19 protein-coding genes and 1 pseudogene are annotated in these 22,918 nt (G+C 75.5%); 9 read left to right on the forward strand and 11 right to left on the reverse strand.

Translation table 11 applies throughout. The annotated features are described in order from the left end of the window. Positions 1-513: pseudogene (locus PUR61_RS26275) on the forward strand (hypothetical protein); the annotation flags it as partial. Positions 514-698: 185 nt separating this feature from the next. Here PUR61_RS26275 and PUR61_RS26280 read toward each other — a convergent pair. The 3 genes from PUR61_RS26280 to PUR61_RS26290 form a co-directional block, all read right to left on the reverse strand. Next, positions 699-1,520, reverse strand: a complete 822-nt coding sequence (locus PUR61_RS26280; protein ID WP_329881879.1) for a M23 family metallopeptidase — start codon at positions 1,518-1,520, stop codon at positions 699-701. A 140-nt stretch (positions 1,521-1,660) separates the two neighbouring features. Next, positions 1,661-2,398 (reverse strand): AAA family ATPase, encoded by a 738-nt coding sequence (locus tag PUR61_RS26285; protein ID WP_329881880.1) that lies wholly within the window; start codon positions 2,396-2,398, stop codon positions 1,661-1,663. A 112-nt stretch (positions 2,399-2,510) separates the two neighbouring features. After that, the gene (locus PUR61_RS26290; RefSeq protein WP_329881944.1) at positions 2,511-3,179 is read right to left on the reverse strand and encodes a DNA-binding response regulator; all 669 of its coding nucleotides are present in this window, start codon (positions 3,177-3,179) and stop codon (positions 2,511-2,513) included. 67 nt (positions 3,180-3,246) lie between these two features. On the opposite strand from PUR61_RS26290, the gene PUR61_RS26295 reads away from it, so the two are divergent. Then, positions 3,247-4,089: an oxidoreductase gene (locus tag PUR61_RS26295; RefSeq protein ID WP_329881881.1), complete on the forward strand. Its 843-nt coding sequence runs from the start codon at positions 3,247-3,249 to the stop codon at positions 4,087-4,089. A gap of 389 nt (positions 4,090-4,478) precedes the next feature. Further along, on the forward strand, positions 4,479-4,823 hold the full coding sequence (locus tag PUR61_RS26300; RefSeq protein WP_329881882.1) for a hypothetical protein: 345 nt from the start codon (positions 4,479-4,481) through the stop codon (positions 4,821-4,823). Between the two features lie 100 nt (positions 4,824-4,923). Here PUR61_RS26300 and soxR read toward each other — a convergent pair whose 3' ends face one another. Further along, positions 4,924-5,427: a redox-sensitive transcriptional activator SoxR gene (gene soxR / locus PUR61_RS26305; protein ID WP_329881883.1), complete on the reverse strand. Its 504-nt coding sequence runs from the start codon at positions 5,425-5,427 to the stop codon at positions 4,924-4,926. A 55-nt stretch (positions 5,428-5,482) separates the two neighbouring features. Here soxR and PUR61_RS26310 point away from each other — a divergent pair, with 55 nt between their 5' ends. Beyond that, a complete protein-coding gene (locus PUR61_RS26310) occupies positions 5,483-6,211 on the forward strand; it encodes a transketolase (RefSeq protein WP_329881884.1) in 729 nt (242 codons plus the stop codon). An 81-nt stretch (positions 6,212-6,292) separates the two neighbouring features. Then, positions 6,293-7,186: a transketolase family protein gene (locus tag PUR61_RS26315; protein ID WP_329881885.1), complete on the forward strand. Its 894-nt coding sequence runs from the start codon at positions 6,293-6,295 to the stop codon at positions 7,184-7,186. A gap of 7 nt (positions 7,187-7,193) precedes the next feature. Here PUR61_RS26315 and treZ read toward each other — a convergent pair whose 3' ends face one another. From treZ to glgX, 3 genes are all read right to left on the reverse strand, one after another. After that, positions 7,194-9,011 carry a malto-oligosyltrehalose trehalohydrolase gene (treZ, locus tag PUR61_RS26320; protein ID WP_329881886.1) on the reverse strand — a complete coding sequence of 606 codons (1,818 nt, stop codon included), beginning with the start codon at positions 9,009-9,011 and terminating at the stop codon, positions 7,194-7,196. Continuing rightward, positions 9,008-11,482 (reverse strand): malto-oligosyltrehalose synthase, encoded by a 2,475-nt coding sequence (gene treY / locus PUR61_RS26325; RefSeq protein ID WP_329881887.1) that lies wholly within the window; start codon positions 11,480-11,482, stop codon positions 9,008-9,010. Before treY ends, treZ begins: the two co-directional genes overlap by 4 nt. A gap of 230 nt (positions 11,483-11,712) precedes the next feature. After that, the gene (gene glgX, locus PUR61_RS26330) at positions 11,713-13,869 is read right to left on the reverse strand and encodes a glycogen debranching protein GlgX (RefSeq protein WP_329881888.1); all 2,157 of its coding nucleotides are present in this window, start codon (positions 13,867-13,869) and stop codon (positions 11,713-11,715) included. Between the two features lie 584 nt (positions 13,870-14,453). Here glgX and PUR61_RS26335 point away from each other — a divergent pair. The 4 genes from PUR61_RS26335 to PUR61_RS26350 all read left to right on the forward strand — a co-directional run bounded on the left by PUR61_RS26335 (position 14,454) and on the right by PUR61_RS26350 (position 18,830). After that, positions 14,454-15,734, forward strand: coding sequence for an SAV2148 family HEPN domain-containing protein (locus PUR61_RS26335; protein ID WP_329881889.1), 1,281 nt, complete (start codon positions 14,454-14,456; stop codon positions 15,732-15,734). Positions 15,735-16,125: 391 nt separating this feature from the next. Next, entirely contained in the window at positions 16,126-17,388 is a 1,263-nt protein-coding gene (locus PUR61_RS26340; protein WP_329881890.1) for a Dyp-type peroxidase, read from the forward strand. A 93-nt stretch (positions 17,389-17,481) separates the two neighbouring features. Further along, positions 17,482-18,183, forward strand: a complete 702-nt coding sequence (locus PUR61_RS26345; RefSeq protein ID WP_329881891.1) for an exonuclease domain-containing protein — start codon at positions 17,482-17,484, stop codon at positions 18,181-18,183. A gap of 185 nt (positions 18,184-18,368) precedes the next feature. Next, positions 18,369-18,830, forward strand: a complete 462-nt coding sequence (locus PUR61_RS26350) for a GNAT family N-acetyltransferase (RefSeq protein ID WP_329881892.1) — start codon at positions 18,369-18,371, stop codon at positions 18,828-18,830. Here PUR61_RS26350 and PUR61_RS26355 read toward each other — a convergent pair. The 4 genes from PUR61_RS26355 to PUR61_RS26370 all read right to left on the reverse strand — a co-directional run bounded on the left by PUR61_RS26355 (position 18,809) and on the right by PUR61_RS26370 (position 22,843). After that, the gene (locus PUR61_RS26355; protein WP_329881893.1) at positions 18,809-19,672 is read right to left on the reverse strand and encodes a DUF3592 domain-containing protein; all 864 of its coding nucleotides are present in this window, start codon (positions 19,670-19,672) and stop codon (positions 18,809-18,811) included. The genes PUR61_RS26350 and PUR61_RS26355 overlap by 22 nt on opposite strands. A gap of 96 nt (positions 19,673-19,768) precedes the next feature. Then, positions 19,769-20,677 (reverse strand): DUF3592 domain-containing protein, encoded by a 909-nt coding sequence (locus PUR61_RS26360; protein WP_329881894.1) that lies wholly within the window; start codon positions 20,675-20,677, stop codon positions 19,769-19,771. 55 nt (positions 20,678-20,732) lie between these two features. Further along, positions 20,733-21,755, reverse strand: coding sequence for a polysaccharide deacetylase family protein (locus PUR61_RS26365; protein WP_329881895.1), 1,023 nt, complete (start codon positions 21,753-21,755; stop codon positions 20,733-20,735). Positions 21,756-21,949: 194 nt separating this feature from the next. Further along, the gene (locus PUR61_RS26370; protein WP_329881896.1) at positions 21,950-22,843 is read right to left on the reverse strand and encodes a phosphotransferase enzyme family protein; all 894 of its coding nucleotides are present in this window, start codon (positions 22,841-22,843) and stop codon (positions 21,950-21,952) included. Positions 22,844-22,918 lie beyond the last annotated feature (75 nt).

The raw sequence follows: 22,918 nt of genomic DNA on the forward strand, positions 1-22,918 counted from the left end.
GCGGTCGGGAACACCGCCTACCCCGACGACCAGCCCGTCCTGCTGCACTACGACGGCCGGGACTGGACCAGGGTCACCGCCCCCGCCTTCACCGGCCTCTACGGCGAGTACCAGAGCGTTGCGGCCAACGGGCCCGACGACATATGGGTGGTGGGCCGGGCCGTCCTCACTGACCAGGACCGCGGCCACCCGCTGGTCGCCCACTACGACGGCCGCTCCTGGAGCACGGTGGCCGCCCCGGAGGGCGTGGCCGGCAAGCTGTGGTCGGTCGCCGCCGTCCCGGGCGGCATGGCCGCCGTCGGCTGGGACACGAGCGGCGGGCCGGACCGGCCGCTCGGCCTGCGCTTCACCCACGGCCGCTGGGAGACGCTCGACCTCTCCGTGCCCGGCTACGCCGACCTGTCCTACCAGGCGGTGGTGGCCGGGCCGGGCGGCCGGTTGACCGCTGTGGGCGCCGGCACCACCCCGAAGTCGTCGACCTACCAGCCGATGGCGCTCACCGGCCGCAGGTGACGCCGTCCCGCTCCCGTGCCCGGCCCGGGGCACGGGAGCGGGGAACGCGCGGACCTGAACGTTCAGTTCGCTACTCGGCCGGCCAGACGCTCACCTGCCGTTCGTTTCACCGTCACCGTGACGGCAAACCGAACGGCATTTTCGGATCCAGACCTCCGCACCCTCGCTGACCAGGCACGCAAGGTTCAGGCACGGCCACTGAACAGCATCGTGTCCTCCGGCACCCCTGTGCGCTCGGTGCCGGAGGTCTCGTCGAGGTAGGCCCACCGGAACGGCACCCCGCGCGCGGTCACCGGGTCCTGGCCGTCCATCAGTTGGAAGTGCAGGTGCGGTTCGGAGGAGTTGCCCGAGTTCCCGCATGCGCCGATCGGCTGCCCGGCCCGCACCCGGTCCCCGACGGCGACCGTGACCGAACCGCGCCGCAGGTGGGCGAAGCCGGCCACCACCCCGTCTCCGACGTCCAGCAGCACGTGGTTGCCCCACAGGTGGCGCGGCCGGCCCAGCCCGCGGACGAACCCCTCCGGGTAGAGGAACCCGTAGCCGGGCAGCGATGTGCGCGACCAGTGGTCGCGCATCCGGTCCTCCACCGCCACCACCACTCCGTCGGCGGGTGCCAGGACGGGCCGGCCGAAGGTCGGGAAGCGTTCCGGGCGGCGTCCGAACGGCCAGACCGTGGCGAACTGCGGTCCCTGGTCCTCGCCGTCGTCCGGGGCGTACGTGAGGTCGATGGCGTACGTCTGCGCGTGGCTGTGGGTGTGACTCGGCACCTTCGTCGCGGGCCCGTTGAGGGCCGTCCAGCGACCGGTCACGGGCACACCCACCGCCACCGGCTCCCGTGCGGCGACCGGTCGTTGGCGTCGGACCAGCAGCCAGTGCAGCAGTCCGCCGAGGGCTAGCAGGGCGACGCCGGTGATCCACAGCGGTCCGATGCCGGAACCGTTCACCAGGACGCAGACCGCCCCCGCACCGAAGATCGGCCCGTGCCGCTTCCAGACGGTCATCAGCATCGGCAGCCCCCCGGCGGCAGGTCACGTGGTCGACGCGGACGGAAGCCCGCGCGATCACCGTACCCGGACACCCGCCGTGCACGGACGGCCGAGGCGGCGCGGTGGGGCCGTGTGGCGGTGAGGCAGCGGGGCGGAGGGCTTCAGGTGAGGTGCCGCAGGTAGGACTCCGGGCGTTCGAGGTAGCGGCGCCAGTGGTCGACGAGGGCGAGGTCCTGCCAGCGGGTGGGCCGGATGCCGTGCTCGCCGACCTCCAGGACCGCCGCGTCCGGGGTGGCGGCCAGGATCGGGGAGTGGGTCGCGCAGACCACCTGCGCGCCGGACCGGCCCAACTCCTGGAGCAGGGCGACCAGCCGCAGGCTGGAGGTGAACGAGAGCGCCGCCTCCGGTTCGTCCAGCACGTACAGGCCGGGCCCGCGGAACATCGACTCGAAAACGGTGAGGAACCCCTCGCCGTGGCTCATCAGGTCGGTGCGCTCCTCCCAGTAGCCGGGCCATCCCTGCTTCTCGGCCATCATCCGCATCGCCGACTCCGCCCGCAGGAAGAACCCGCGCCGCCCGGAGCGCGGGCCGGAGGCCATGGCGAGGCCGCGCGGGGTGTACTCCAGGCGCAGGCGCTCGCCGAGGGCGCTCCTCTCGCGCGGCGACGCGTACCGGGAACCGCCGCGCCCGCCGTACGAGTCGAGGCCGAACGCCTCGGCCACCGCCTCGACGACGGTCGACTTGCCACTGCCGTTCTCGCCGACCAGGAACGTCACCGGCGCGGGCAGGGTGACCCCCGCCCCGACGAGCGCGCGCACGCACGGGACCGTCCACGGCCACGCGTCGCGGTCGTCCGCGCCGAGCAGCTGCGGGTGGACGCGTAGGCGTTCGACGATCATGCGGGGCCTCTCCGGGAAGTGCCCGACCGCCGTCGGAAGCTCGGTGGCCGTACGTCCGAGCCTAGGCGGCGGGTACGACACTCCGGGGTGGGCCGGGGCCGCATGTCGGCGGCTACGCCCGGCGCAGCCCCAACTCTCCCGCGCGCAGGCCGGCCTGGAAGCGGGAGCCGGCTTCGAGCCGTGCCATCAGCTCGGCCACCCGCCGCCGGTAGGTGCGCAGCGAGAGGCCGAGCCGCCGGGCCGCCACCTCGTCGGTGAGCCCGGAGGCCAGGGAGCGGAGGATCGTGCGGCCGTCCGCGTCGAGGTGCGGGACGTCGCCGGACAGGTAGGCGTCGAGGTCGACGGCGCTGTCCCAGACCGCTTGGACCAGCGCGTGCACGCCGTCGATCAGGGCCTGCGACGTGGTCACGGTGTACTCGCGGCCGGCGGGGGTCTGCCGTCCGGCCAGGATCATCACCCGCCGGTCGATGAGGATGGTCTCGTGCGGCAGCGGTGAGCCGCTGATCCGGACGAGGGCGCCCGCGTCCTGCACCAGCCGCAGGTGGACGCGGGCCTCCTCGTCGGCGAGGGCGACCGGGCTGAGGAGCTTGCGGGTGGTGAAGCCGGGTGCGGCGGTGTCCCTCGGCCGGGTCCGGACCTCGGCCCTCGCCTCCGGCCGGGACCACGTGCGGAGGTCCCTGGCCGCGCACAGGAACTCCGTCTGCGCGGACTCGAAGAGATGGCCGGCGCGCGCGGTCAGTTCCGCGTCGCCGTGGACCGAGAACACCTGCTCGTTGCGCATCCGTCCAGTCTGGCAGCAACTGGCCACGGTCTCGCCGGGGTTCGTGGCGGCGGACAGCATGGCACGCATGACGACCACGACGTTCCCGCTCGGCGGCGACCTCCCTGTCAACCGGCTCGGCTTCGGCGCGATGCGCCTCGCCGCCGGCACGTTCGACGGCCCGCCGAGAGACCCGGCGACCGGTGTCGCGGTGCTCCGGCGCGCCGTCGAGCTGGGCGTGAACCACATCGACACGGCCGGCTTCTACAACCGCGGAGCGGTGCGCGCGAACGAACTGATCCGCAGGGCCCTGGCCCCGTACCGGGACGACCTGGTGATCGCGACCAAGGTCGGTCCGCTGCCCGGTCCGGACGGCGTGCCGATCGGGCAGGCGGGGCCCGGCCACCTGCGCGGCCTGGTGGAGGCGGACCTGCGGGCCCTCGGGCTGGACCGGCTGGACCTGGTCTACCTGCGGGTGGGCGGGCTGACCGGGCCGGGCACCGAGTCGATCGCGGAGCGGTTCGCGGTCCTCGCCGGGCTCCGCGAGCAGGGGCTGATCCGGCACCTGGGCGTGAGCAACGTCGACGCCGCCCAGCTCGCCGAGGCGCGGGCGGTCGCGCCCGTCGCGGCGGTGCAGAACTCGTTCGAGAACGGCCCGGGACTGCTGGCCGCCTGCGAGGCGGCGGGTATCGCGTACGTGCCGTACTTCCCGCTCGGCGGGGGTTGGGTCCCGCTCGACCTCGAACGGCTCGGCCGGGTGGCCGCCCGGGTGGGCGCGACCACGTCGCAGGTGGCGCTCGGCGCGCTGCTGGCGTCCTCGCCGTCGGTGCTGGCGATTCCGGGTACAGGGTCGCTCGACCACCTGGAGGAGAACCTCGCGGCGGGCGGTCTGGTGCTCGGTGCGGAGGACCTGGCCGAGCTGCGCGCCTGACCGGGGGCACGGGGCGCGTCCCGGACTGCGGCTGCGCGGGCTCCCGTGGCGCAGGGTGGTCCTGCGGATCCGGGTGTTCCTCCGTCCGCGCGGCCGGTCCCGGGGCGGTGGCGGCTTCCGGTCGATGAGCGGGCGGCGGGGCGTGGGATGCGCGACCCGCGCGACCCGCCCGGCCCGGTGCGTCCCGCCCGTTCCCGCCGTGCGGCGCGGTGCCGGGAAACGCGGCAGCCGGCGGCGGGTGCTGGCGACAATTCCCCTGTCATATGCGGAACTTCACGGTCCCTCCCTATAGTCGCCGAGGCGTCTTTGGCGGGGTGCCCTCGCCGGAGCGCCGTCCGGCCGCGGGTCGCAGCGGCACATCACCACCGACAAGCGAGGGCGGAACCATCGTGCGTGGGAACACCAGGGGCAAGAGGGTCGGGATCGCGGGCTGTCTGCTGGCCGGGATCGCGGCGGCGGCCGTCGTCACGGCCCCGGCTGCCGAGGCGCGGACCGCGTCCCCGACCCGGACCGAGGGCGTGAACTGCAGCACCGGGAGCTTCGGCTCGGACGGTAACCAGTGGTACTACAACATCTCCTGCTCGGCCTGGGGCACGAGCAAGTGGTGGGTGAACATCAGCTGCTCCGACGGCACCACCCGCACCTCCGGCCCGAACACGGTCTTCATGAACGTGCGGGTCTACTGCCCGCCGAACACCACACCGATCCAGGGTTGGGTGACCTACACCGCCTGACCCGGGACCGGCCCGGGCGACCGGGCCCGCCCGGGCCGGTCTGCGCCGCCGCCCCGCTCGGGGTGGCGGCGCCGCACGTCGGCGGGCCGACCTGCGGCCGTCACTCCGTGAGCTCCCGCGCGGCCGGCTCGGGGCCGGTGGCGGGGTCGCGGGTGAGGAGGTAGCGGGCGCCGGGGCCGCCGGCGGCGGCGCGGTCGCCGGCGTTGTAGAGGGAGCAGCGGGTGAGCGAGAGGCAGCCGCAGCCGATGCAGCCGGTGAGCTTGGCCTTCAGGCGTTCCAGTTCGGCGATCTGCTCGTCGATCCGGCTCTGCCAGGACTGGGCGACGCCGTCCCACTCGGCGCCGCTGGGCGCGCGGCGCTCGGGGAGGCGGTCGAGGGCGACCTTGGCCTCGTCGAGGGAGAGGCCGACCCGCTGGGCGGCGCGGACGAAGGCGATCCGGCGCAGGGCGCCGCGGGCGTAGCGGCGCTGGTTGCCGGTGGTGCGGGTGGCGTGGATCAGCCCCATCCGCTCGTAGTAGCGCAGGGCGGAGGTGGCGAGGCCGCTGCGTTCGGAGAGCTGGCCGATGGTGAGGAGGTCGTGGCGGCCCGGGGGGTTGGCGGTCATGGGATCACTGTAGCGGCTTGACTTGAAGTCGACTTCAAGTTGGAGCATCGTGGTCATGACGACGAGCACCCTCCCCGCCATCCCCACCGCCACCACCACTCCCACCGCCGGTTTCGCGGACCTGCCGGGCCTGATGGCCCTGATGACCGGCGACGAGAAGCACGGGCCGGCCGCCACCTCCACCCTCGACGCCCTCTGGGTGCTCTACGACCGGGTGCTGCGGGTCTCCCCGGCCACCGCCGAGGAGCAGGACCGCGACCGCTTCCTGCTCTCCAAGGGGCACGGCCCGATGGCGTACTACGCGGTGCTCGCCGCCAAGGGGTTCGTCGCGCCGGAGGTGCTGCCGAGCTTCGGCGCGTACGACTCGCCGCTCGGCCACCACCCGGACCGGATGCTGATCCCCGGGGTCGAGATCAGCTCCGGGTCGCTCGGGCACGGGCTGCCGCTGGGGGTCGGTACGGCGCTAGGGCTGCGTGCCCAGGGGCTCACCGACCCGGTGGTCTGGGTGCTGATCGGGGACGCCGAGTTCGACGAGGGGTCGAACCACGAGGCGGTGGCCTTCGCCGGTGCGTACGGGCTGGACCGGCTGAACGTCCTGGTGATCGACAACTCCTCCGCCACGCACGGCTGGGAGGGCGGCATCGCGGCCCGGTTCGCCGTCGAGGGCTGGTCGGCCGAGACGGTGGACGGGCGGGACCACGAGGCGCTGTACGCGGCGTACACCGCCGAACACCCCGGCCGCCCGCGGGTCGTGGTGGCCCGGGTGGAGCCGAAGGACTCCTGACCGCCGCCCCGGCCCTCCTCCCCGCACCCCGCCCGCACCACCCCGCCCCGCACCACCCCGAACGGTAAGGAATCCCGACCGATGGACACCATGCGCGACCGCTTCGTCGACCTCACCGCCCGTCTGCTGGAGGACGATCCGCGATTGGCCGTCGTCCTGGCCGACGTCAGCGCCGCCGGCTTCACCGGGGCGGCCCGGCGCCACCCCGACCGCGTGATCAACGTGGGCATCCGGGAGCAGCTGCTGATCGGCGCGGCCGGCGGCCTGGCGCTCGCCGGGATGCGGCCGATCGCGCACACCTTCGCCAGCTTCCTGGTGGAACGCCCCTTCGAGCAGGTCAAGTTGGACCTGGTGCACCAGGGCGTCGGGGCCGTGCTGGTGAGCGCGGCCGGCTCGTACGACTGGCCGGCCGGCGGGCGTACCCACATGGCGCCGGGCGACGTCGCGCTGCTGGACACCCTCCCGGGCTGGACGGTTCACGTGCCCGGCCACCCGGACGAGGCGGAGCTGCTGCTGCGGCACGCGGTGGCGGACGGCGACCGCAACGTGTACGTCCGGCTCTCGGGGCACCGCAACGAGCACGCGGTGGCGGTCGAACCGGGCCGCTTCACCACCGTGCGCCGGGGCACCAAGGGCGTGGTGCTCGCGGTCGGCCCGATGCTGGACGCGGTCCTGGCGGCCACCGCCACCCTGGACGTCACCGTGCTGTACGCGGCGACCGTGCGGCCGTTCGACGCGGCCGGGCTGCGGGCCGCCACCGAGCAGTACGCGGACGTGGTGCTGGTCGAGCCCTACCTGGCGGGGACCTCCGCCAACGAGGCGCACGACGCGCTCGCCGACCGCCCGCACCGCGTGCTGGCCCTCGGCGTGCCGCGCAGGGAGCACCGGCAGTACGGGTCGATCCCGGAGCACCTGGCCGCCTACGGCCTGGACGCGGCCTCGCTGCGGGAGCGGATCGGCACGTTCCTCTGGTGAGGCCGGGTCACAGGCGGAGCAGCGCGACCGAGTCGGGCTCCAGCGTGAGGCCGTCGCCCGCCACCGCGTACCCGCCGTAGCCGGCCACCACCTCCGCCTCGCCGCCGAGCGGCACCGCGACGGGCGCCGTGCCCAGGTTGACCGCCGTCCGGTACCGGCCCCGGTGCACCACCAGCCACCCCGCGGCGTCGTCGAACTCGGCCCGGACCGCCGCGAGATCGGGGTCGGAGAGCTCCGGCGTCCTGCGGCGCAGGCGGATCAGCGTCCGGTACCAGTCGAGCAGTCCGGCGTGCGGTCCGCTTCGCGGTTCGGTCCAGTCGAGGACGGAGCGCAGCACGGTGGCGGGCTCCTGCGGGTCCGGTACGGACTCCGCGGCCCAGCCGTGTTCGGCGAACTCCCGTCGGCGGCCCCGGCGGACGGCCTCGGCGAGGTTCGGGTCGGTGTGGTCGGTGAAGTACTGCCAGGGGGTGGCGGCGCCCCACTCCTCGCCCATGAACAGCATCGGGGTGAACGGCGAGGTGAGCACCAGTGCGGCGCCGCAGGCGAGCCGGCCGGGGGAGAGGGCGGCGGAGATCCGGTCGCCGAGCGCCCGGTTTCCGACCTGGTCGTGGGTCTGGAGGTAGCCGAGCAGCCGGTGCCCGTGGGCGGGCGGGAACGGGCGGCCGTGGTGGCGCCCGCGGAACGAGGACCAGGTGCCGTCGTGGAAGTACCCCCGGGTGAGCGTCCGGGCGACCGCCGCCAGCGGGGTTTCGGCGAAGTCGCCGTAGTAGCCCCGGGACTCGCCGGTCAGGGCGCAGTGCAGGGCGTGGTGGAAGTCGTCGCTCCACTGGGCGGCGAGGCCCTGGCCGCCGGCCTCGCGCGGGGTGGTGGTGCGCGGGTCGTTGAGGTCGGACTCGGCGACCAGGAACAGCGGCCGGTTGGTGGCCGTGGCCAACCGGTCGACCTCGGTGGCGAGTTCCTCCAGGAAGTGGACGGCCCGGTCGTCGGCGAGGGCGTGCACGGCGTCCAGCCGCAGGCCGTCGATCCGGTAGTCGCGCAGCCAGGCGAGCGCGCTGCCGATCAGGTAGGCGCGCACCTCGTCGGAGCCGGGTGCGTCGAGGTTGACCGCCGCGCCCCAGGGGGTGTGGTGCCGGTCGGTGAAGTACGGGCCGTACGCGGGAAGGTAGTTGCCGGACGGGCCGAGGTGGTTGTGCACGACGTCGAGGACGACGCCGAGGCCCTTGCGGTGCGCGGCGTCGACGAACCGCTTCAGGCCCTCCGGTCCGCCGTAGGGCTCGTGCACGGCCCAGAGCGAGACGCCGTCGTACCCCCAGCCGTGCTTGCCGGGGAACGGGCAGACCGGCATCAGTTCGACGAAGTCGACGCCCAGGTCGACGAGGTGGTCGAGGTGGTGGGTCGCCGCCTCGAAGGTGCCGGCGGCGGTGAAGGTGCCGACGTGCAGCTCGTACAGCACCGCGCCGGGCAGCGGCCGGCCGCGCCAGTCGGTCCGTGACCAGCGGAACCCGGTGTGGTCGACGGCCCGGCTGGGGCCGTCCGGGCCGTGCGGCTGCCGGGGGGAGCGCGGGTCGGGCAGCGGGCGGCCGTCGTCGAGCACGAACGCGTAGTCCCCGGCGGGTGCGTCGCCGTGCCACCAGCCGGCGCGGGTGGTGTCGCGGGTCAGCGGGTGGCGGGTGCCGTCGACCGCCACCTCGACCAGCTCGTCCGCCGACGGGGCCCAGACCTCGTAGCGGGCCCCCTCACGCGGGGTCCCGTCACGCGGTGCCCCGGCATGTCCGGTCGCCTCACGGTGGGTCGCGGCGCGGCCGGCCGGGTGGTCGGGCGTCATGCCTCGCTCCTTCTGGTCAGCAGCGCCACCGGGTACGCCGCCAGCAGGTCGGCCACCGGTACCGGGCCGGGCGGGAAGTGGCGCTCGGTGAGCTCGTCCGTCCACCGGCCGCCGGCCGGCAGGTGCAGCTCGGTGGTGCGCCAGCCGCCGGCCCGGTCGAGGCCGTACGGCAGCCGGGTGACCGCGGTGACCACGTCCGCCCCGCGCCCGAAGGCGAGCAGGTGGTCGGCGGCGGGGCCGACCGCGGTCAGCGGCCGGTGGGCGCCGAGGGCCCGGGTCTTCCGCAGGTGCAGCGCGGTCGTGGTGAGGTGCAGCTTCTCCCGGGCCGGGTCGCCCGGCCGGGTCGTGGGCGAGTCGGTGAGCCGGACGGCCAGCGCCCCGAGGTCGACGACGCCCCGGTTGTCCGGGTCGACCAGGGTGTGGAGCGGCTCCTCGCTGCCCTGGTAGAGGTCGGGCACGCCGGGCACGGTGAGGTGCAGCAGCGCGGCGGAGAGCGTGTTGGACCGCGCGTACGGGGCGAGGGCGCTCACGTACCCCTCGACCCGGGGCAGCAGCCCGGGGTGGCCGAACACGGCGCGGGCGCGGTCGGCGAGGGCGCGCTCGAAGCGGACGTCGGGGGTGGTCCAGGAGGTGTGGACCTTGGCCTCCCGGGCCGCCTTGAGGACGGCGGTGACCAGCCGTTCCGGGGTGACCGGCCAGGCGGCGACCAGGGTCTGCCAGAGCAGCCAGTCGCTGTCCCGGTCCCCGCCCGGGCCGGCCGCGGTGGACCAGGCGGCGGCCTCCGCGGCCCAGGACCGGGGCTGCTCGGCGAGGACGGCGAGCCGGGCGCGGGCGTCGGCGCTGCGCTTGGTGTCGTGCGTGGAGAGGACGGTCATGGTGTGCGGCCAGTGCCGTTCGACGTAGTGGCACCAGGCGTGGAAGTCCTCCGGCCGCAGGCCCGGCCGGGCGGGCTCGCCGCCGACCTCGTTGAGGCTCAGCAGCGCGTTCCAGCGGTAGAAGGCGGTGTCCTCGACGCCCTTGGCGGCCACCGCGGCGGCGGTCTGGGCGAACCGGGCGGCGAACTCGTCCTGCACGGGACCGCGGCCGAGCCGGCCCGCCGCGAGGTCGGCGACCAGCCGGTCGGTGGGGTCGGCCGAGCCGTCGAGCGCCTCGTCCAGCTGCTCCGCGGAGGCGGCGGGCAGCGGCTCGCCGGGCCGGACGTACGGGCGGTAGGCGGGGTAGCCGGTGAGCAGGCGCTGCAGCGCGGCCCGCAGCCGCTGCGGCGGGTGGTCGGCGTACGCGGGCTCGGCGGCGCCGAGCCGGACGGCCAGCCGGACCAGCCGTTCGACCTCGGCGGCGAGCTCCCCCTCGGGGGCGACCATGTCGGCCCGGCCGCGCCGGGCGGCGGCGAGCGCCGGGTGCGGGTCGGCGCAGGGTTCGCCGGCCGGGGCCGCGCCGTCGGCGGGCGACGCGCCGGTGACGAACGCCTCGTACGCGCCGGCCAGCCGGCAGGCGCCCGCGTGGTCGGTGAGCACCCCGTCGATCCGGCGCAGCGCGTCGTACCCGGTGGTGCCGGCGCACGGCCAGTCGGCGGGGAGCCGCTCGTCGCCGGTGAGGATCTTCTCCACCACCGTGTACGCCCCGCCGGTGGCCCGGGCCAGCCGCTCCAGGTACCCGCGCGGATCGGCCAGACCGTCCGGGTGGTCGATCCGGAAGCCGTCCAGGACGCCCTCGCGGTGCAGCCGCAGCAGCACGCCGTGCGTCGCCTCGAACACCTCGGGCTCCTCGACCCGGACGGCGATCAGCTCGTTGACGGTGAAGAACCGCCGGTAGTTGAGTTCGGTGCGGGCCAGCCGCCACCAGGCGAGCCGGTACCACTGCCGGGCGAGCAGCTCGGGCAGCGGGAGCCGCTCGGTGCCGGGGCGCAGCGGGAGGGCGTGGTCGTGGTAGCGGAGGGTGTCGCCGTCGACGGCCAGTTCGCCGAGGACGGCGCCGAGCCGGTCGCCGAGCAGCGGCAGCAGGACCCGTCCGCGCCCGGGGGCGTCGGGCGGGCCGGGCTGGGCGCTCCAGTCGATGTCGAACCAGCGCGCGTACGGCGAGTCGGGGCCGTCCCGCAGGACGTGCCAGAGCGGCCGGTTGAGGTGCTCGGGTGCGGGGACGGCCATGTGGTTGGGCACCACGTCGGCGATCAGCCGTAGGCCGTGCCGGTGCGCCTCGGCGGCCAGAGCGCGCAGGGCGTCCTCACCGCCGAGCTGTTCCCCGATCCGGCCGTGGTCGACGGTGTCGTAGCCGTGGGTGGATCCGGGGACGGCCTCCAGCAGCGGGGAGAGGTGCAGGTGGGAGACGCCGAGGGCGGCCAGGTAGGGGACGGCCGCGGCGGCGTCGTGCAGGGTGAAGCCCGGCTGGAGCTGGAGGCGGTAGCTGGCGGTGGGGACGCCGGCGGGAGGGACGACGGCCGGGCGGGGCTGCGCGGGCTCGGCGGCGTTGGTCATGTGTCCATGCCTACCCGGCCGGGCCGGTACGCAAGACCCGTTGCTGACCCGAACAGGTGAGCGGCGCGGTGGACGGCCGGGCCCGGAGGCTCCCGCCGGGGCCGGCCGCGCCCTCGCGGCCCGGGCCCCTGCCGCCCGGTGCCCGCCACCGGCCGGCTGGTCTCTCGCCGGCCGGCGGCGGGCACCGTCCTTCCTGTGGGGGAGGCGGTGCGCCGGACCCCCGGGGGATCTCACGCGGGCCGTTGCAGCACCATCAGCGAGCGGTCGGTGAGCCAGAGGGTGTCCCCGGCCTTGACCCGGGCGCCCGACCCCGGCGCGGGCAGCCGCGGCTGCGCGGTGTCCACCACCACCTGCCACTCCTGCCCGTGCCCGGCCGGGACGGTGAACTCCAGCTGTTCGAAGTGCGCGTTGAACAGCAGCAGGAAGGAGTCGTCGACGATCCGCCCGCCGCGCCGGTCCGGCTCCGAGATGGCGTAGCCGTTGAGGAAGACGGTGAGGGACTTGGCGTAGCTGGCGCCCCAGTTGCGCTTGGTCATCTCCTCCCCGCCGGGTGTGAACCAGGCGATGTCCGTGAGGTCCTCGTACCCGCCGGTGCCGTCCCCGGTGGGGCGGCCGGAGAGGGCGGGGCCCGAGACGGGGCGGCCGTGGAAGAAGCGGCGGCGCCGGAAGACGGGGTGGTCGCGGCGGAGCCAGACCATGCCCTGGGTGAACTCCAGCAGCCGGGCGCCGGGCCCGTCGCCGTCCGGCCAGTGCACCCAGCTCAGCTCGTTGTCCTGGCAGTAGGTGTTGTTGTTGCCCAGCTGGGTGCGGCCGAACTCGTCGCCGTGCGAGAGCATCGGTACGCCCTGGGAGAGCATCAGGGTGGCGAGGAAGTTGCGCTGCTGGCGCGCGCGCAGCTCCTCGACCGCCGGGTCGTCGGAGGGCCCTTCGGCGCCGCAGTTCCAGGAGCGGTTGAAGGACTCGCCGTCCCGGTTGCCCTCGCCGTTGGCCTCGTTGCGCTTCTCGTTGTAGGAGACGAGGTCGCGCAGGGTGAAGCCGTCGTGGCAGGTGACGAAGTTGATCGAGGCGATCGGGCGGCGGCCGTCGTCCTGGTAGAGGTCGGAGGAGCCGGTGAGCCGGGAGCCGAACTCGGCGAGGGTGGCGTTCTCCCCGCGCCACAGGTCGCGGACGGTGTCCCGGTACATGCCGTTCCACTCGGTCCACAGCGGCGGGAAGTTGCCGACCTGGTAGCCGCCCTCGCCGAGGTCCCAGGGCTCGGCGATCAGCTTGGCCTGGGAGACCACCGGGTCCTGCTGGACGAGGTCGAAGAACGAGGACAGCCGGTCGACCTCGTGGAACTGCCGGGCGAGGGTGGCGGCGAGGTCGAAGCGGAAGCCGTCGACGTGCATCTCGGTGACCCAGTAGCGCAGCGAGTCCATGATCAGCTGGAGCACGTGCGGGCTGCGCATCAGCAGGCTGTTGCCGGTGCCGGTGGTGTCCTCGTAGAACCGCTGGTCCCGGGCCAGCCGGTAGTAGGAGGCGTTGTCCAGACCGCGCATCGACAGCGTCGGACCGAGGTGGTTGCCCTCGGCGGTGTGGTTGTAGACCACGTCGAGGATGACCTCGATGCCGGCCGCGTGCAGGGCCTTCACCATCGACTTGAACTCCTGCACCTGCTGGCCGCGGTCGCCGGTGGAGGAGTAGGAGGAGTGCGGGGCGAAGAAGCCGATCGTGTTGTAGCCCCAGTAGTTGGAGAGGCCGAGGTCGCGCAGCCGGTGATCACGGACGAACTGGTGCACCGGCATCAGTTCGATCGCGGTGACGCCGAGCTTGGCCAGGTGCTCGATCACGGCGGGGTGGGCGACGCCCGCGTAGGTGCCGCGGATCTCCTCCGGGATGCCGGGGTGGAGCCGGGTGAGGCCCTTCACGTGGGCCTCGTACAGGACGGTGCGGTGGTAGTCGGTGCGCGGCGGTCGGTCGGTGCCCCAGTCGAAGTAGGGGTTGATCACCACCGAGTGCATGGTGTGGGGCGCCGAGTCGAGGTCGTTGCGGCGCTCGGGCGCGCCGAAGTGGTAGCCGTAGACGGACTCGTCCCAGTCGATGTTCCCGCTCATCGCCTTGGCGTACGGGTCCAGCAGCAGTTTCGCGCTGTTGTGCCGCTGACCGAGCCCCGGGTTGTGGGGGCCGTGGACGCGGAAGCCGTACCGCTGGCCGGGCTGGACGCCCGGGAGGTAGGCGTGCCGGACGAAGGCGTCGGTCTCGCGCAGCTCGACGGAGGTCTCCGCACCGTCCTCGCCGAGCAGGCAGAGCTCGATCCGGTCGGCGCTCTCCGAGAACACCGCGAAGTTGGTGCCGGCCCCGTCGTAGGTGGCACCGAGGGGGTAGGGCTTCCCTGGCCAGACCTGCATGGCTCCTCAACTTCCTTGCTTAGAAGGAGAACTGACAGATAGTCCGATGGTCGGGCCGGACCCCGACGCTCTCTTCCCGGCCGGGCGGCCGGGCATGTGCGACGGTCGTGTGCCGTGACGCACGGCACAGTCCGCATACTCCCCGACGCGTCCCCCGAGGGCGGGGCCATTTGTGCCGTATTCGCCCGAACGGGTGTCCGCCCGGACTCCCGGGGCCGGTCCGCGGCCGGTCCGGGGTGCGTCGGGGACCCGGTCGGAGCGGTTCCGGCGCCCGTGCGCGGCCCTGCGCGATCCGGCGCGTCCCGGTGCCGTCCGGGGGCTTCCGGGCGGGCGGGGCAGGTGAGACGGTTGGGGCGGGCGGGGGTCGGGGCGCCGCCGTGGCCGAACCGGCTGCGGACGGTTCGCGGCGGGCAGTACTCTTGATCGTCCGGCCGCCCCGCACTCGTGGCGCAGTATCAGAAGGCCCGGCGGTGAGCCGTTCCGGACGAGCCGGACGGGCAGCACACAGACAGCAGCAGAGCCGGCCGTACGGCGAGCCGTACAGCGAGCAGGCAGCTCCGAGCAGGAACCAGGTGAGGTGGCGCATGGTGTTCCCCGCCGGCGGACGTGGCGGTGGGCCCGGCGGCCCCGACCGGGGCAGCGCCCGCAGCGAGGCGCAGACGGTCGTCATGCGCCCCGCCCTGACCGGCCGGGCGGTCGTGCCCGCGCAGGGCGGCCCGGTCGAGGTCCCCGCGCTGGCCTGGTCCGGCGCCGAGTGGGAGGACGCCTACCAGCGGGTCCGGCTGTCCGGCCGCGCCTACGTCTGGCTCAACCTCGTCGAGCAGCGGCTCCGCTCGCTCGTCGACGAGGTGCTGCACCCGATCTACGCGCCCGCCCACGGCGAGGACTGGGTCACGGCCGCAGCCGGCCCGGCGGGCGAGGAGTGGGCGCACCGGGCCGGCGCCGTCCGCGAGGTCAGCCGCCGCAAGGGCTACCTGCTCGACCCGGCCGACGACGACCCGCTGGTCTTCCTCACCCTGCCCCAGCTGCGGGAGCTGATGGTCCAGCACTGGCCCTGCTTCGAGCCCTACCTGGCGGACCGTCGGGAGATAGAACTGGCGCTGGACGAGCTGGAGGTCGCCCGGCACGTCGTCTCCCGCAACCGCGTCCTCACCGGCACCGTCCTCGCCCAGACCGAACGCGCCGCCGCCCGGCTGCTGGCCCTGCTCGACGGCGGCGCCGGCGGCGTCCCCGCCGACGTCGTCGAGTCCCTGGTCGCCGGCCGCTACGCGGACGTCGTCGCCGTCCACCCCGACCGGGTCCGGCTCCAGCGCGACCTGCCCGTCGAGGACCTGCTCGACGGCGCCCGGCGGCTCGACGCGCTGGGCATCGGCCTCGGCATGCTCTGCCAGAACTACACCGGCAAGCGGCTCGTCCGGCTCGCCACCGACGGCTGCCGGGTCCGGCTGCTGTTCCTCAACCCGACCAGCAGCGCCGTCCGCCGCCGCGAACGCGAGCTGGGCCTCGGGCGCGGCGAGCTGGCCCGCTCGATCCAGATGAACATCCTGCACGTCCGCCGGGTCCGCGCCCGGCTGCGGGACCAGGGCGGCTTCGAGATCAGGGTCTTCGACGAGACCCCCCGGTTCACCGCCTACCTGGTCGAGGGCCCGGCCGGTGCGGGGCAGCTCGGCGCCGGCGGTCGCCGCCAGACCCGGGACCTCGGCGTCGTCCAGCCCTACCTGCGCCGCGCGCGCGGCATGGAGTCGCCCGCGCTGGTGCTGCGTGGCGGTGCCGGCCAGCAGCCGGGCGGGACGGACGCCGGACTGCTGGAGGTCTACCGCGAGGAGTTCGAGGGCATCTGGGCGGACTCCCGGCCGGTCTCCTGACGCCCGTCTCCCCGAGCGGGGAGCCCGCGCCCCGGGGCCTCACCGCGGCGACCTCGTGACGGGACACCTCGCGAAAGGACCCCGCTGCGGCGACCTCGCGAAGGGACCTCGTGACGGGGCCTCGTGACGGGGCCTCGGCAAGGGGCCTCGCGACGGGTGCGGGCAGGGCGGCGGACGGGCCGTAGGCCGGACGGATGGCGACCGGCGGCTGATCGGCCGACGGACGGTCAGCCGGGGTGCACGTTCCGGGGGCGGGCCGGGCCGGGGCTTGCTAGCGTCGATTTCATGATCAGCAGGCCGGTTCCGGGCCTGCCGCGCGTCCCCCCGGCTGCCGCGAGCCCCCCTTCGGCTTGCCCGCGCACCCCTGCCCGTCGATCCGGAAGGCCCGCCGTTGTCCAGTCAGTACACGACCGACCCTGGCGCCCCCGGCGCCTCCCGTCGCAGCTTCGTCCGCACCGCCCTCGGGGCCGGCGCCGCCGGGGCGCTCACCCTCGGAACCGGCGGCGCCGCGCCCGCAGCCCCCGGGCCGCGCGCGACCACCGGCCTGATCCCGTTCCACGGCCTCCACCAGGCCGGCATCCTGAACCCCCCACCCGGGTACGGCACCTTCCTCGCCGTCGACGTCAACGTCGCCGACCGCACGGCGCTGGGGGCGCTGCTGCGCACCCTCACCGACCGGATCCGCTTCCTGACCGGTGGCGGCACCCCGCCCGACCTCGGCCCCGACGCCCCGCCCGCGGACAGCGGCACCCTCGGCACCGCCGCCGCCCTGCCCACCGACGACCTCACCGTCACCGTCGCCGTCGGCGCCTCCCTCTTCGACGCCCGCTACGGCCTCGCCGACACCCGCCCCCGCAAGCTCACCGCGATGCGGACCTTCCCCAACGACGCGCTGCGCCCCGCCGAGTGCCACGGGGACCTCTCGCTCCAGGTCTGCGCCACGAGCCGGGACACCGTCGAGCACGCCGTGCGCGACCTGCTGCGGGCGCTCCGGGGCGCGGTCCGGCCGCGCTGGCAGCTGGACGGCTTCCAGAACCGCGCCCGTCCGTCCGGCGCCGCGCGGAACCTGCTCGGCTTCAAGGACGGCATCGAGAACCCCGACACCGGCTCCGCCCGGGACATGGACGAGCTGGTCTGGGTCGGCGCGGGCGGCGGCGAACCCGCCTGGGCGGTCGGCGGCAGCTACCAGGTGGTCCGGGCCGTCCGCACCCTGACCGGGCCCTGGGACGAGGTGCCGCTGACGGACCAGGAGCGGATGATCGGCCGCCGCAAGTCCGACGGCGCCCCGCTCGGCCGCGCCAAGGAGAACGACAAACCGGACTACGGCCAGGACCCGAAGGGCGCCGTGATCGCCCTCGACTCGCACATCAGGCTCGCCAACCCGCGCACCGACGCGGCCCGGGGCAGCCGCATCCTGCGCCGCGCCTTCACCTACGACCGGGGCCTCGACGCGGACGGCGTCCCCGAGCACGGCCTGGCGTTCTGCTGCTACCAGCAGGACGTGGTCCGCCAGTTCGAGGCGGTCCAGACCCGGCTCGCCGACGAGCCGCTGGCCCGCTTCCTCCGCCCCACCGGAGGCGGCTACTTCTACGTCCTCCCCGGCGTCCGGGACGCCGCCGACTGGCTCGGCCGGACCCTGCTCGACGCGGCCTGAGCGCCGCCCCCGCCCGCCCCACCGGCCGGATTGTCGGAGGGGCGGGCGATGATAGGGGCTGTTTCGACCAGTAGGACGGAAGGACACACCCCTATGAGCTGGTGGCAGCAGCCACTGGTCGGCTTCGACCTGGAGACCACGGGCACCGACCCGGCCGTGGACCGCATCGTCACGGCCGCCCTCGTGGACACCGTCGGGGCCCGCCGGCTGAGCGCCACCGGCTGGCTCCTCGACCCGGGCGTCCCGATCCCCGCCGAGGCCGAGGCGATCCACGGCATCGGCGACGGCCTCGCCCGCGCCAAGGGCCGCCCGGCCAAGGAGGCGGTGGACGAGATAGCTGCCGCCCTCTGCGAGCGGCTCGCCGCCGGGCGTCCGGTGGTGGCCTTCAACGCCACCTTCGACCTCTCGCTGCTCGACGCGGAGCTGCGCCGGCACGGACTGCCGTCGCTCGCCGAGCGCCTCGGCGGCCCCGTCGGACCGGTCCTCGACGCGCTGGTCATCGACCGCGCCGTGGACAAGTACCGCAAGGGCTCCCGGACGCTCCAGCGGGTCTGCGAGGTGTACGGCGTCGAGCTGACCGACGCGCACGAGGCCGGCAGCGACGCGCTCGCCGCCGTCCGGGTGGCCGTCGCGCTGGGTGAGCGCTACCCGGCCGAGGTCGGCGCCGTCCCGCCCGCCGAGCTCCACACCCGCCAGATCGGCTGGTACCGGGTCTGGGCCGAGGACCTCCAGGCGTGGTTCCGCCGCGGCAAGGACCCGCAGGCCGTCATCGACCCCCGCTGGCCCCTGCGCTGAGGCGGCCGGCGGCCGGTGATCGCACCGCGCCCGCCCGACGCGGTGCGGGCGGCGGTGCGGGCACCGGTGCCCGGCGGCACACCCGGCCCGTGACCGGAACGCGGCCGGGTGCGGTCGCGTTGCCGATCCGCCGCCGGGCCGCCCGGCAGCCTGCCGTCCGGCGGTCCGTCTGCGACACTGCCGCCATGATCATCAGACTGGCCGAGCACGACCTCCCCGCCTTCCTCGGGCTCGCGGCCGAGGTGGAGGAGTGGTTCGGACCGATGGTGGCCGAGCCAGGGTTCCACCGGGCGGTGGCCGGGCACGCCGAGCGCGGGCTCGCGCTGGTCGCCGACGGCCCGGACGGCCCGCTCGGCGGGCTGCTCTTCGGGACCGGCCCGGACGGCCGCCACCACCTGCACTGGCTGGTGGTGGCCGAGCGGGCCCGGGGGACGGGCGTCGGGCGGGCCCTGGTCGACGACGCGCTGCGGCGGTACGTCCGCGGCCCCGCGACGGTGGAGGTGATCACCTTCGGCGCCGACCACCCGGGTGCGGTGGCCAGTGGCGCCAGGGTCTTCTACGAGCGGCTCGGCTTCGCCCCGGGCGAGCCCGCCGCGCCGGGGCCGGAGGGCGGCTCGCGACAGGTCTACCGGCTCGCCGTGGAGTAGCCGGCCTCCGGCGCGGGAGCGAGGAGGCGCGCCTTGGCGAGGGCGAACTCGGCGCCGTCCAGGAGGCCCTCCCGGTGCAGCACGGCCACTCGCTCCAGCTCCCGGGCGAGGACGGAGACGGCGTCGCCGGACTGCTCGTCGGGCGGGCGGACGGCGATCTCGGCACCGTCCGGGTGCCGCGGGTCGTAGCGGACGGTCACCCGGTCGCCGACCCGGGGCAGCGCGTAGGCCGGGAACGCCCCCGGCTGGGTGGTCGCGCGCTCCTCGCCGTCGAGGGTGCGGTACTTCACGGTGAGCCGCAGACCGACCCGGCGAGGAGCGGGGGTGGCCGCTTCCGTGAGCACGGTGACGGTGCCGGCGACGGTGACGCCGTGGTCGGCCAGTCGTCGGGCGAGGGCCCGTGCCCGACGGTGCACCGCGGTCTCGCGGGCCACCCGCCGTTCCGCGGGGACGCCCGCCAGGAGGGCGATCAGGGCAAACGCACCGATCGGGACCAGGAGCCAGGGGCGAGGGGCCCCGTCGGCGCCGTAGGCGCCCACCAGGGTGAGCAGGAGCCAGACCGGGAGGATCAGGCCGCCCGACATGCGGTGGCAGCGGTCGTCCTCGTCGGCGTTGTTGGCCAGGACGGCCGCGCAGACCATCGAGAGCAGCCAGCACACCAGGCCGCAGGTGATCTCCAGCACCATGGCGTTGGCGTCGCAGCCCGTCTCCCGGCCGCAGGGGTCGGCGGCGGGCACCCGCACCAGTCCGGCGGTGCCGAGCCGACCGGCCGCCACGGCGAGGCCGCACAGGAGGACGAGGGCCAGCAGACGGGGTCCGGTGATCCGGCGCTCTGTCGTCATGCGCGGACGGTAGTGCCGTTCGACCGCCCCCGGGGTGAACCGGGGCGGCCCGCGGGGGAAGATCCGGGTGAACGGGAGGCGTCGGCGGTGCGGCGTCTACGGCAGGGCGGGCCGGCGGTCCTCGGGGGCGCGTCCGAGCAGCTGGGCCTTGGCCAGGGCGAACTCGACCTCGTCCAGGGCCCCTTGACGGTGCAGGGCGGCGAGGCGCTCCAGGCCGTCCACGATCTCCGGCGGTGCGGCTCCGGGGGTGGTGGTGGGGACGGCGTCGTCGGGGCCGGGGTCCGTGACGGTGGCCCGGGCCACCGACGGGTCGTCCGGGTCGTAGCGGACCTCGGCGGGGCTGCCGCGGCGCGGGCCCCCGGGGGCGGGGAAGGCGCCGGTCACGGTGGTGGTGTGGACGGTGCCGGCCGGGGTGGTGAACTCGACGGTCAGCCGAAGGACGGGGTCGCCGTCGTGAGTGCTGCCGTCACCGGCGACGCCCACCACCGTGCCGGCGGCGGTGACACCGGACTCGGCCAGCCTGCGCTCCTGTTCGGCGGCGCGGAGCTGCTCCGTCCGCGTGGTGCGCCACCGCCGGGCGCCGAAGCGGTCGAGTCCGATCGTGGCCAGCGCGAGCGGGGCGACCGGGGCGAGCAGCCACGGGTGGAAGGTGTTGTCGGCGAAGGAGGCGCCGACCAGACCGAGGGCGACGCAGCCGAGCAGGACGCCGCGGTCGGAGGTGGCCGAGTCGCCGTCCAGCGGACCGTCCCCGTGCGCGGTGGTGGCGGTGCCCACCAGGGCTGCCAGCCAGCACAGGAGGCCACCGGCGAGGTGGACGGCGACGTCGAGGCCGCCGCAGGACCGTTCGGGCCCGCAGGCGTCCTCGACGAAGGCCCGGACGAAGCCGGTGCCGGTGATCCAGCCGGCCGCCGCGACGGGGGTGGCGAGCGCGAGCAGTCCGAGGACCCGACCGGTACTCAGGCGTGGTCCGAGCGGTCCGAGTTCCGTGGGGTGATCGGTGGCCATGGGCCGGATTCTAGGGGGCGTGGGTGACGGGACGGACGGTGCCCGGGTGACCGGATCAGCTCGCCGGGACGTCGAAGCGGTAACCCTGGGCCACCAGCCAGGGCAGCAGTTGCCGGAGCGCGGCGACGGTCTGGCTGCGGTCGCCGCCGCCGTCGTGGAGCAGTACGACGCCGCCGGGCCTGAGCCGGGTCCGGACGGCCGAGACGATCGCGGCCGTGCCGGGGCGGGACCAGTCGCGCGGGTCGACCGACCAGCCGAGGGGGCGCAGGCCGTTGTCCGCGGCGATCCGCCGGTTGTCCTCGGTGAACGCGCCGCCGGGGGCGCGGAACCAGCCGACCGCGGTGCCCGGGCCGCCGGCCCGGACGATCATGGCCTCGGCGTCGGCGATCTGACGGACCGCCCGGTCGTGCGGGAGGGCGGCGAACGGCTGCGGGTGGTCGACGCTGTGGTCGCAGAGCCGGTGGCCGGCCGCCACGATCCGCCGGACGGCGGCCGGATCGGCGGCGGCCTGCTTGCCGACCAGGCAGAACGTGGCCCTGGCGTGGTACTGGGCGAGCAGGTCCAGGACCTGGCCGGTGGCCGGGCCGGGGCCGTCGTCGAAGGTGAGCGCGACCGTACGGCCGCCGGACGCGGTGGAACCGGCGATCGTGGTGGAGACCCCGGTGGAGGGCGCCGGGGGCGCCGGAGTCCCGGGCGCGGTGGTGGTGGGGGACGGCGCCGGTGCGGGGGGTGTCGTCGGCCTCGCGGTCGGGGGGCGGGGGGTGGTGGGCTTCGGGGCGGGCGTGCGGGTGGGCGGTGACGTGACCGGAGGGGTGGCCGGGACGGAGCCGGACACCGGAGGGCCGGACGACGGCGGTCCGGACGGCGGTGGCGCGGACGGCGACGCGGGGGCGGTCGGTGCCGGGCCCGTCGGCGAGGAGGGCGCGGCGGTGGTCGTGCCCGGTTCGGGCCGGAGCGCGCCGTTGGCGGTGCCGCAGGCGGCGAGCGCCAGCGAGGCGGCGAGCGCGGCGCAGCCCGTGACGAGTCGGCGGCGCCGGGCGGAGGGCGAGGGGCGCGGCGGGGCGGAGTGCTGCGGCATGGCGGCGGCTCCTGAGGTGCAGAGGCGGATGCCGATCCTCGGTCGGGATGACTGTCGGATAGGACGCCGATGGCATCGACCCGGTTGCGCCCTCCTCGGGGGACACCCCGCCCCGACGGCCTTTCAGGGCCGCCGCCACGCGCGGTCCGCCGCCCGCCCGCCCGCCCCGCCCGCCCGCCGGACCGGCCGCCGGGTCAGAACGGGTACCAGCGCACCTCCGTCGCCCCCGAGCGCAGCGAGTCCACCCGCCGCCGGAACTCGGCGAGCGCGGCCGGGTTGCCCGGCACCTGCTGGGCGACCCAGGAGGCGCTCGCCGTCTCGCGGGCCCCGCGCAGCACCGTGAAGCCGGACCACTCGCGCACGTCCCAGCCGTACGCGTCGGTGAACGCCCGGTACTCCTCGGCGGGGACGCCGTAGCGGTCGTGGCTGAGTGCCAGGACCACCAGGTCGTGCTCACGCAGGTCGCGCGAGACGGTCTCCAGGTCGAGCAGGACGGGTCCGTCCGGCCCGATGTGGACGTTGCGCGGCAACGCGTCGCCGTGGATCACCCCGGTCGGCAGGTGCGGGTGGAGGTCGGGCAGGGCCGCGGCGAAGGTGTCCCGGCGGCGGCGCAGGAAGTCCACGTCGGCCGGGTCGACGTGGCCCTCGGCGGAGGCGAGCCAGCGTTCGACGGGGGCGAGCAGGTCGCGCCGGGAGAGCCGGAACGGCGGGTCGGGCAGCAGGTGCAGGGCGGTCAGCAGCGGGGCGAGGTCGGCCGGGCGGGCGGGCCGCCCGGCGGGCGGGAGCCGGTGCCAGAAGGTGACGGGGTGCCCGAGGGTGTGCCGCGGTTCGGCGGGCAGCGCGTCGTACGGGCGGACCACGGGGATGCCCCGGCCGGCCAGCCAGTCGGCGACGGCGAGTTCACGGCGGGTGCGCTCGGCCAGTTCGGGGCCGCGCCCGACCTTGGCGACCACGGCCGGGTCGCCGAGGTCGAAGACGGCGTTCTCGCCGAGCGCGAGCAGCCGCGCGCCGTCGGGCGCGGGAAGGCCGGCGGACTCGCAGGCGTGGGCGAGGATCAGCCGGGCCCGGCTCTCGTCGAAGGGGAGCATGGGGGTCCGTTCCGTGGTGGCGGTCGGGGCCCGCCTTCGTCCTGCGGCCTGCCGGGCTCCGGACGGACGGCGGGG

The sequence above is a fragment of the Streptomyces sp. BE20 genome (assembly GCF_036322525.1).
GTDB lineage: Bacteria > Actinomycetota > Actinomycetes > Streptomycetales > Streptomycetaceae > Kitasatospora.

Coding starts and splice junctions, on each gene's coding strand:
- PUR61_RS26370 (WP_329881896.1), bottom strand. CDS start 22,843: ATGCTCCCCTTCGACGAGAGCCGGGCCCGGCTGATCCTCGCCCACGCC.
- PUR61_RS26355 (WP_329881893.1), bottom strand. CDS start 19,672: ATGACGACAGAGCGCCGGATCACCGGACCCCGTCTGCTGGCCCTCGTC.
- glgX (WP_329881888.1), bottom strand. CDS start 13,869: ATGCAGGTCTGGCCAGGGAAGCCCTACCCCCTCGGTGCCACCTACGAC.
- PUR61_RS26335 (WP_329881889.1), top strand. CDS start 14,454: ATGGTGTTCCCCGCCGGCGGACGTGGCGGTGGGCCCGGCGGCCCCGAC.
- PUR61_RS26350 (WP_329881892.1), top strand. CDS start 18,369: ATGATCATCAGACTGGCCGAGCACGACCTCCCCGCCTTCCTCGGGCTC.
- treZ (WP_329881886.1), bottom strand. CDS start 9,011: ATGACGCCCGACCACCCGGCCGGCCGCGCCGCGACCCACCGTGAGGCG.
- treY (WP_329881887.1), bottom strand. CDS start 11,482: ATGACCAACGCCGCCGAGCCCGCGCAGCCCCGCCCGGCCGTCGTCCCT.
- PUR61_RS26285 (WP_329881880.1), bottom strand. CDS start 2,398: ATGATCGTCGAACGCCTACGCGTCCACCCGCAGCTGCTCGGCGCGGAC.
- PUR61_RS26295 (WP_329881881.1), top strand. CDS start 3,247: ATGACGACCACGACGTTCCCGCTCGGCGGCGACCTCCCTGTCAACCGG.
- PUR61_RS26280 (WP_329881879.1), bottom strand. CDS start 1,520: ATGCTGATGACCGTCTGGAAGCGGCACGGGCCGATCTTCGGTGCGGGG.
- PUR61_RS26365 (WP_329881895.1), bottom strand. CDS start 21,755: ATGCCGCAGCACTCCGCCCCGCCGCGCCCCTCGCCCTCCGCCCGGCGC.
- PUR61_RS26360 (WP_329881894.1), bottom strand. CDS start 20,677: ATGGCCACCGATCACCCCACGGAACTCGGACCGCTCGGACCACGCCTG.
- PUR61_RS26310 (WP_329881884.1), top strand. CDS start 5,483: ATGACGACGAGCACCCTCCCCGCCATCCCCACCGCCACCACCACTCCC.
- PUR61_RS26315 (WP_329881885.1), top strand. CDS start 6,293: ATGGACACCATGCGCGACCGCTTCGTCGACCTCACCGCCCGTCTGCTG.
- PUR61_RS26290 (WP_329881944.1), bottom strand. CDS start 3,179: ATGCGCAACGAGCAGGTGTTCTCGGTCCACGGCGACGCGGAACTGACC.
- PUR61_RS26345 (WP_329881891.1), top strand. CDS start 17,482: ATGAGCTGGTGGCAGCAGCCACTGGTCGGCTTCGACCTGGAGACCACG.
- soxR (WP_329881883.1), bottom strand. CDS start 5,427: ATGACCGCCAACCCCCCGGGCCGCCACGACCTCCTCACCATCGGCCAG.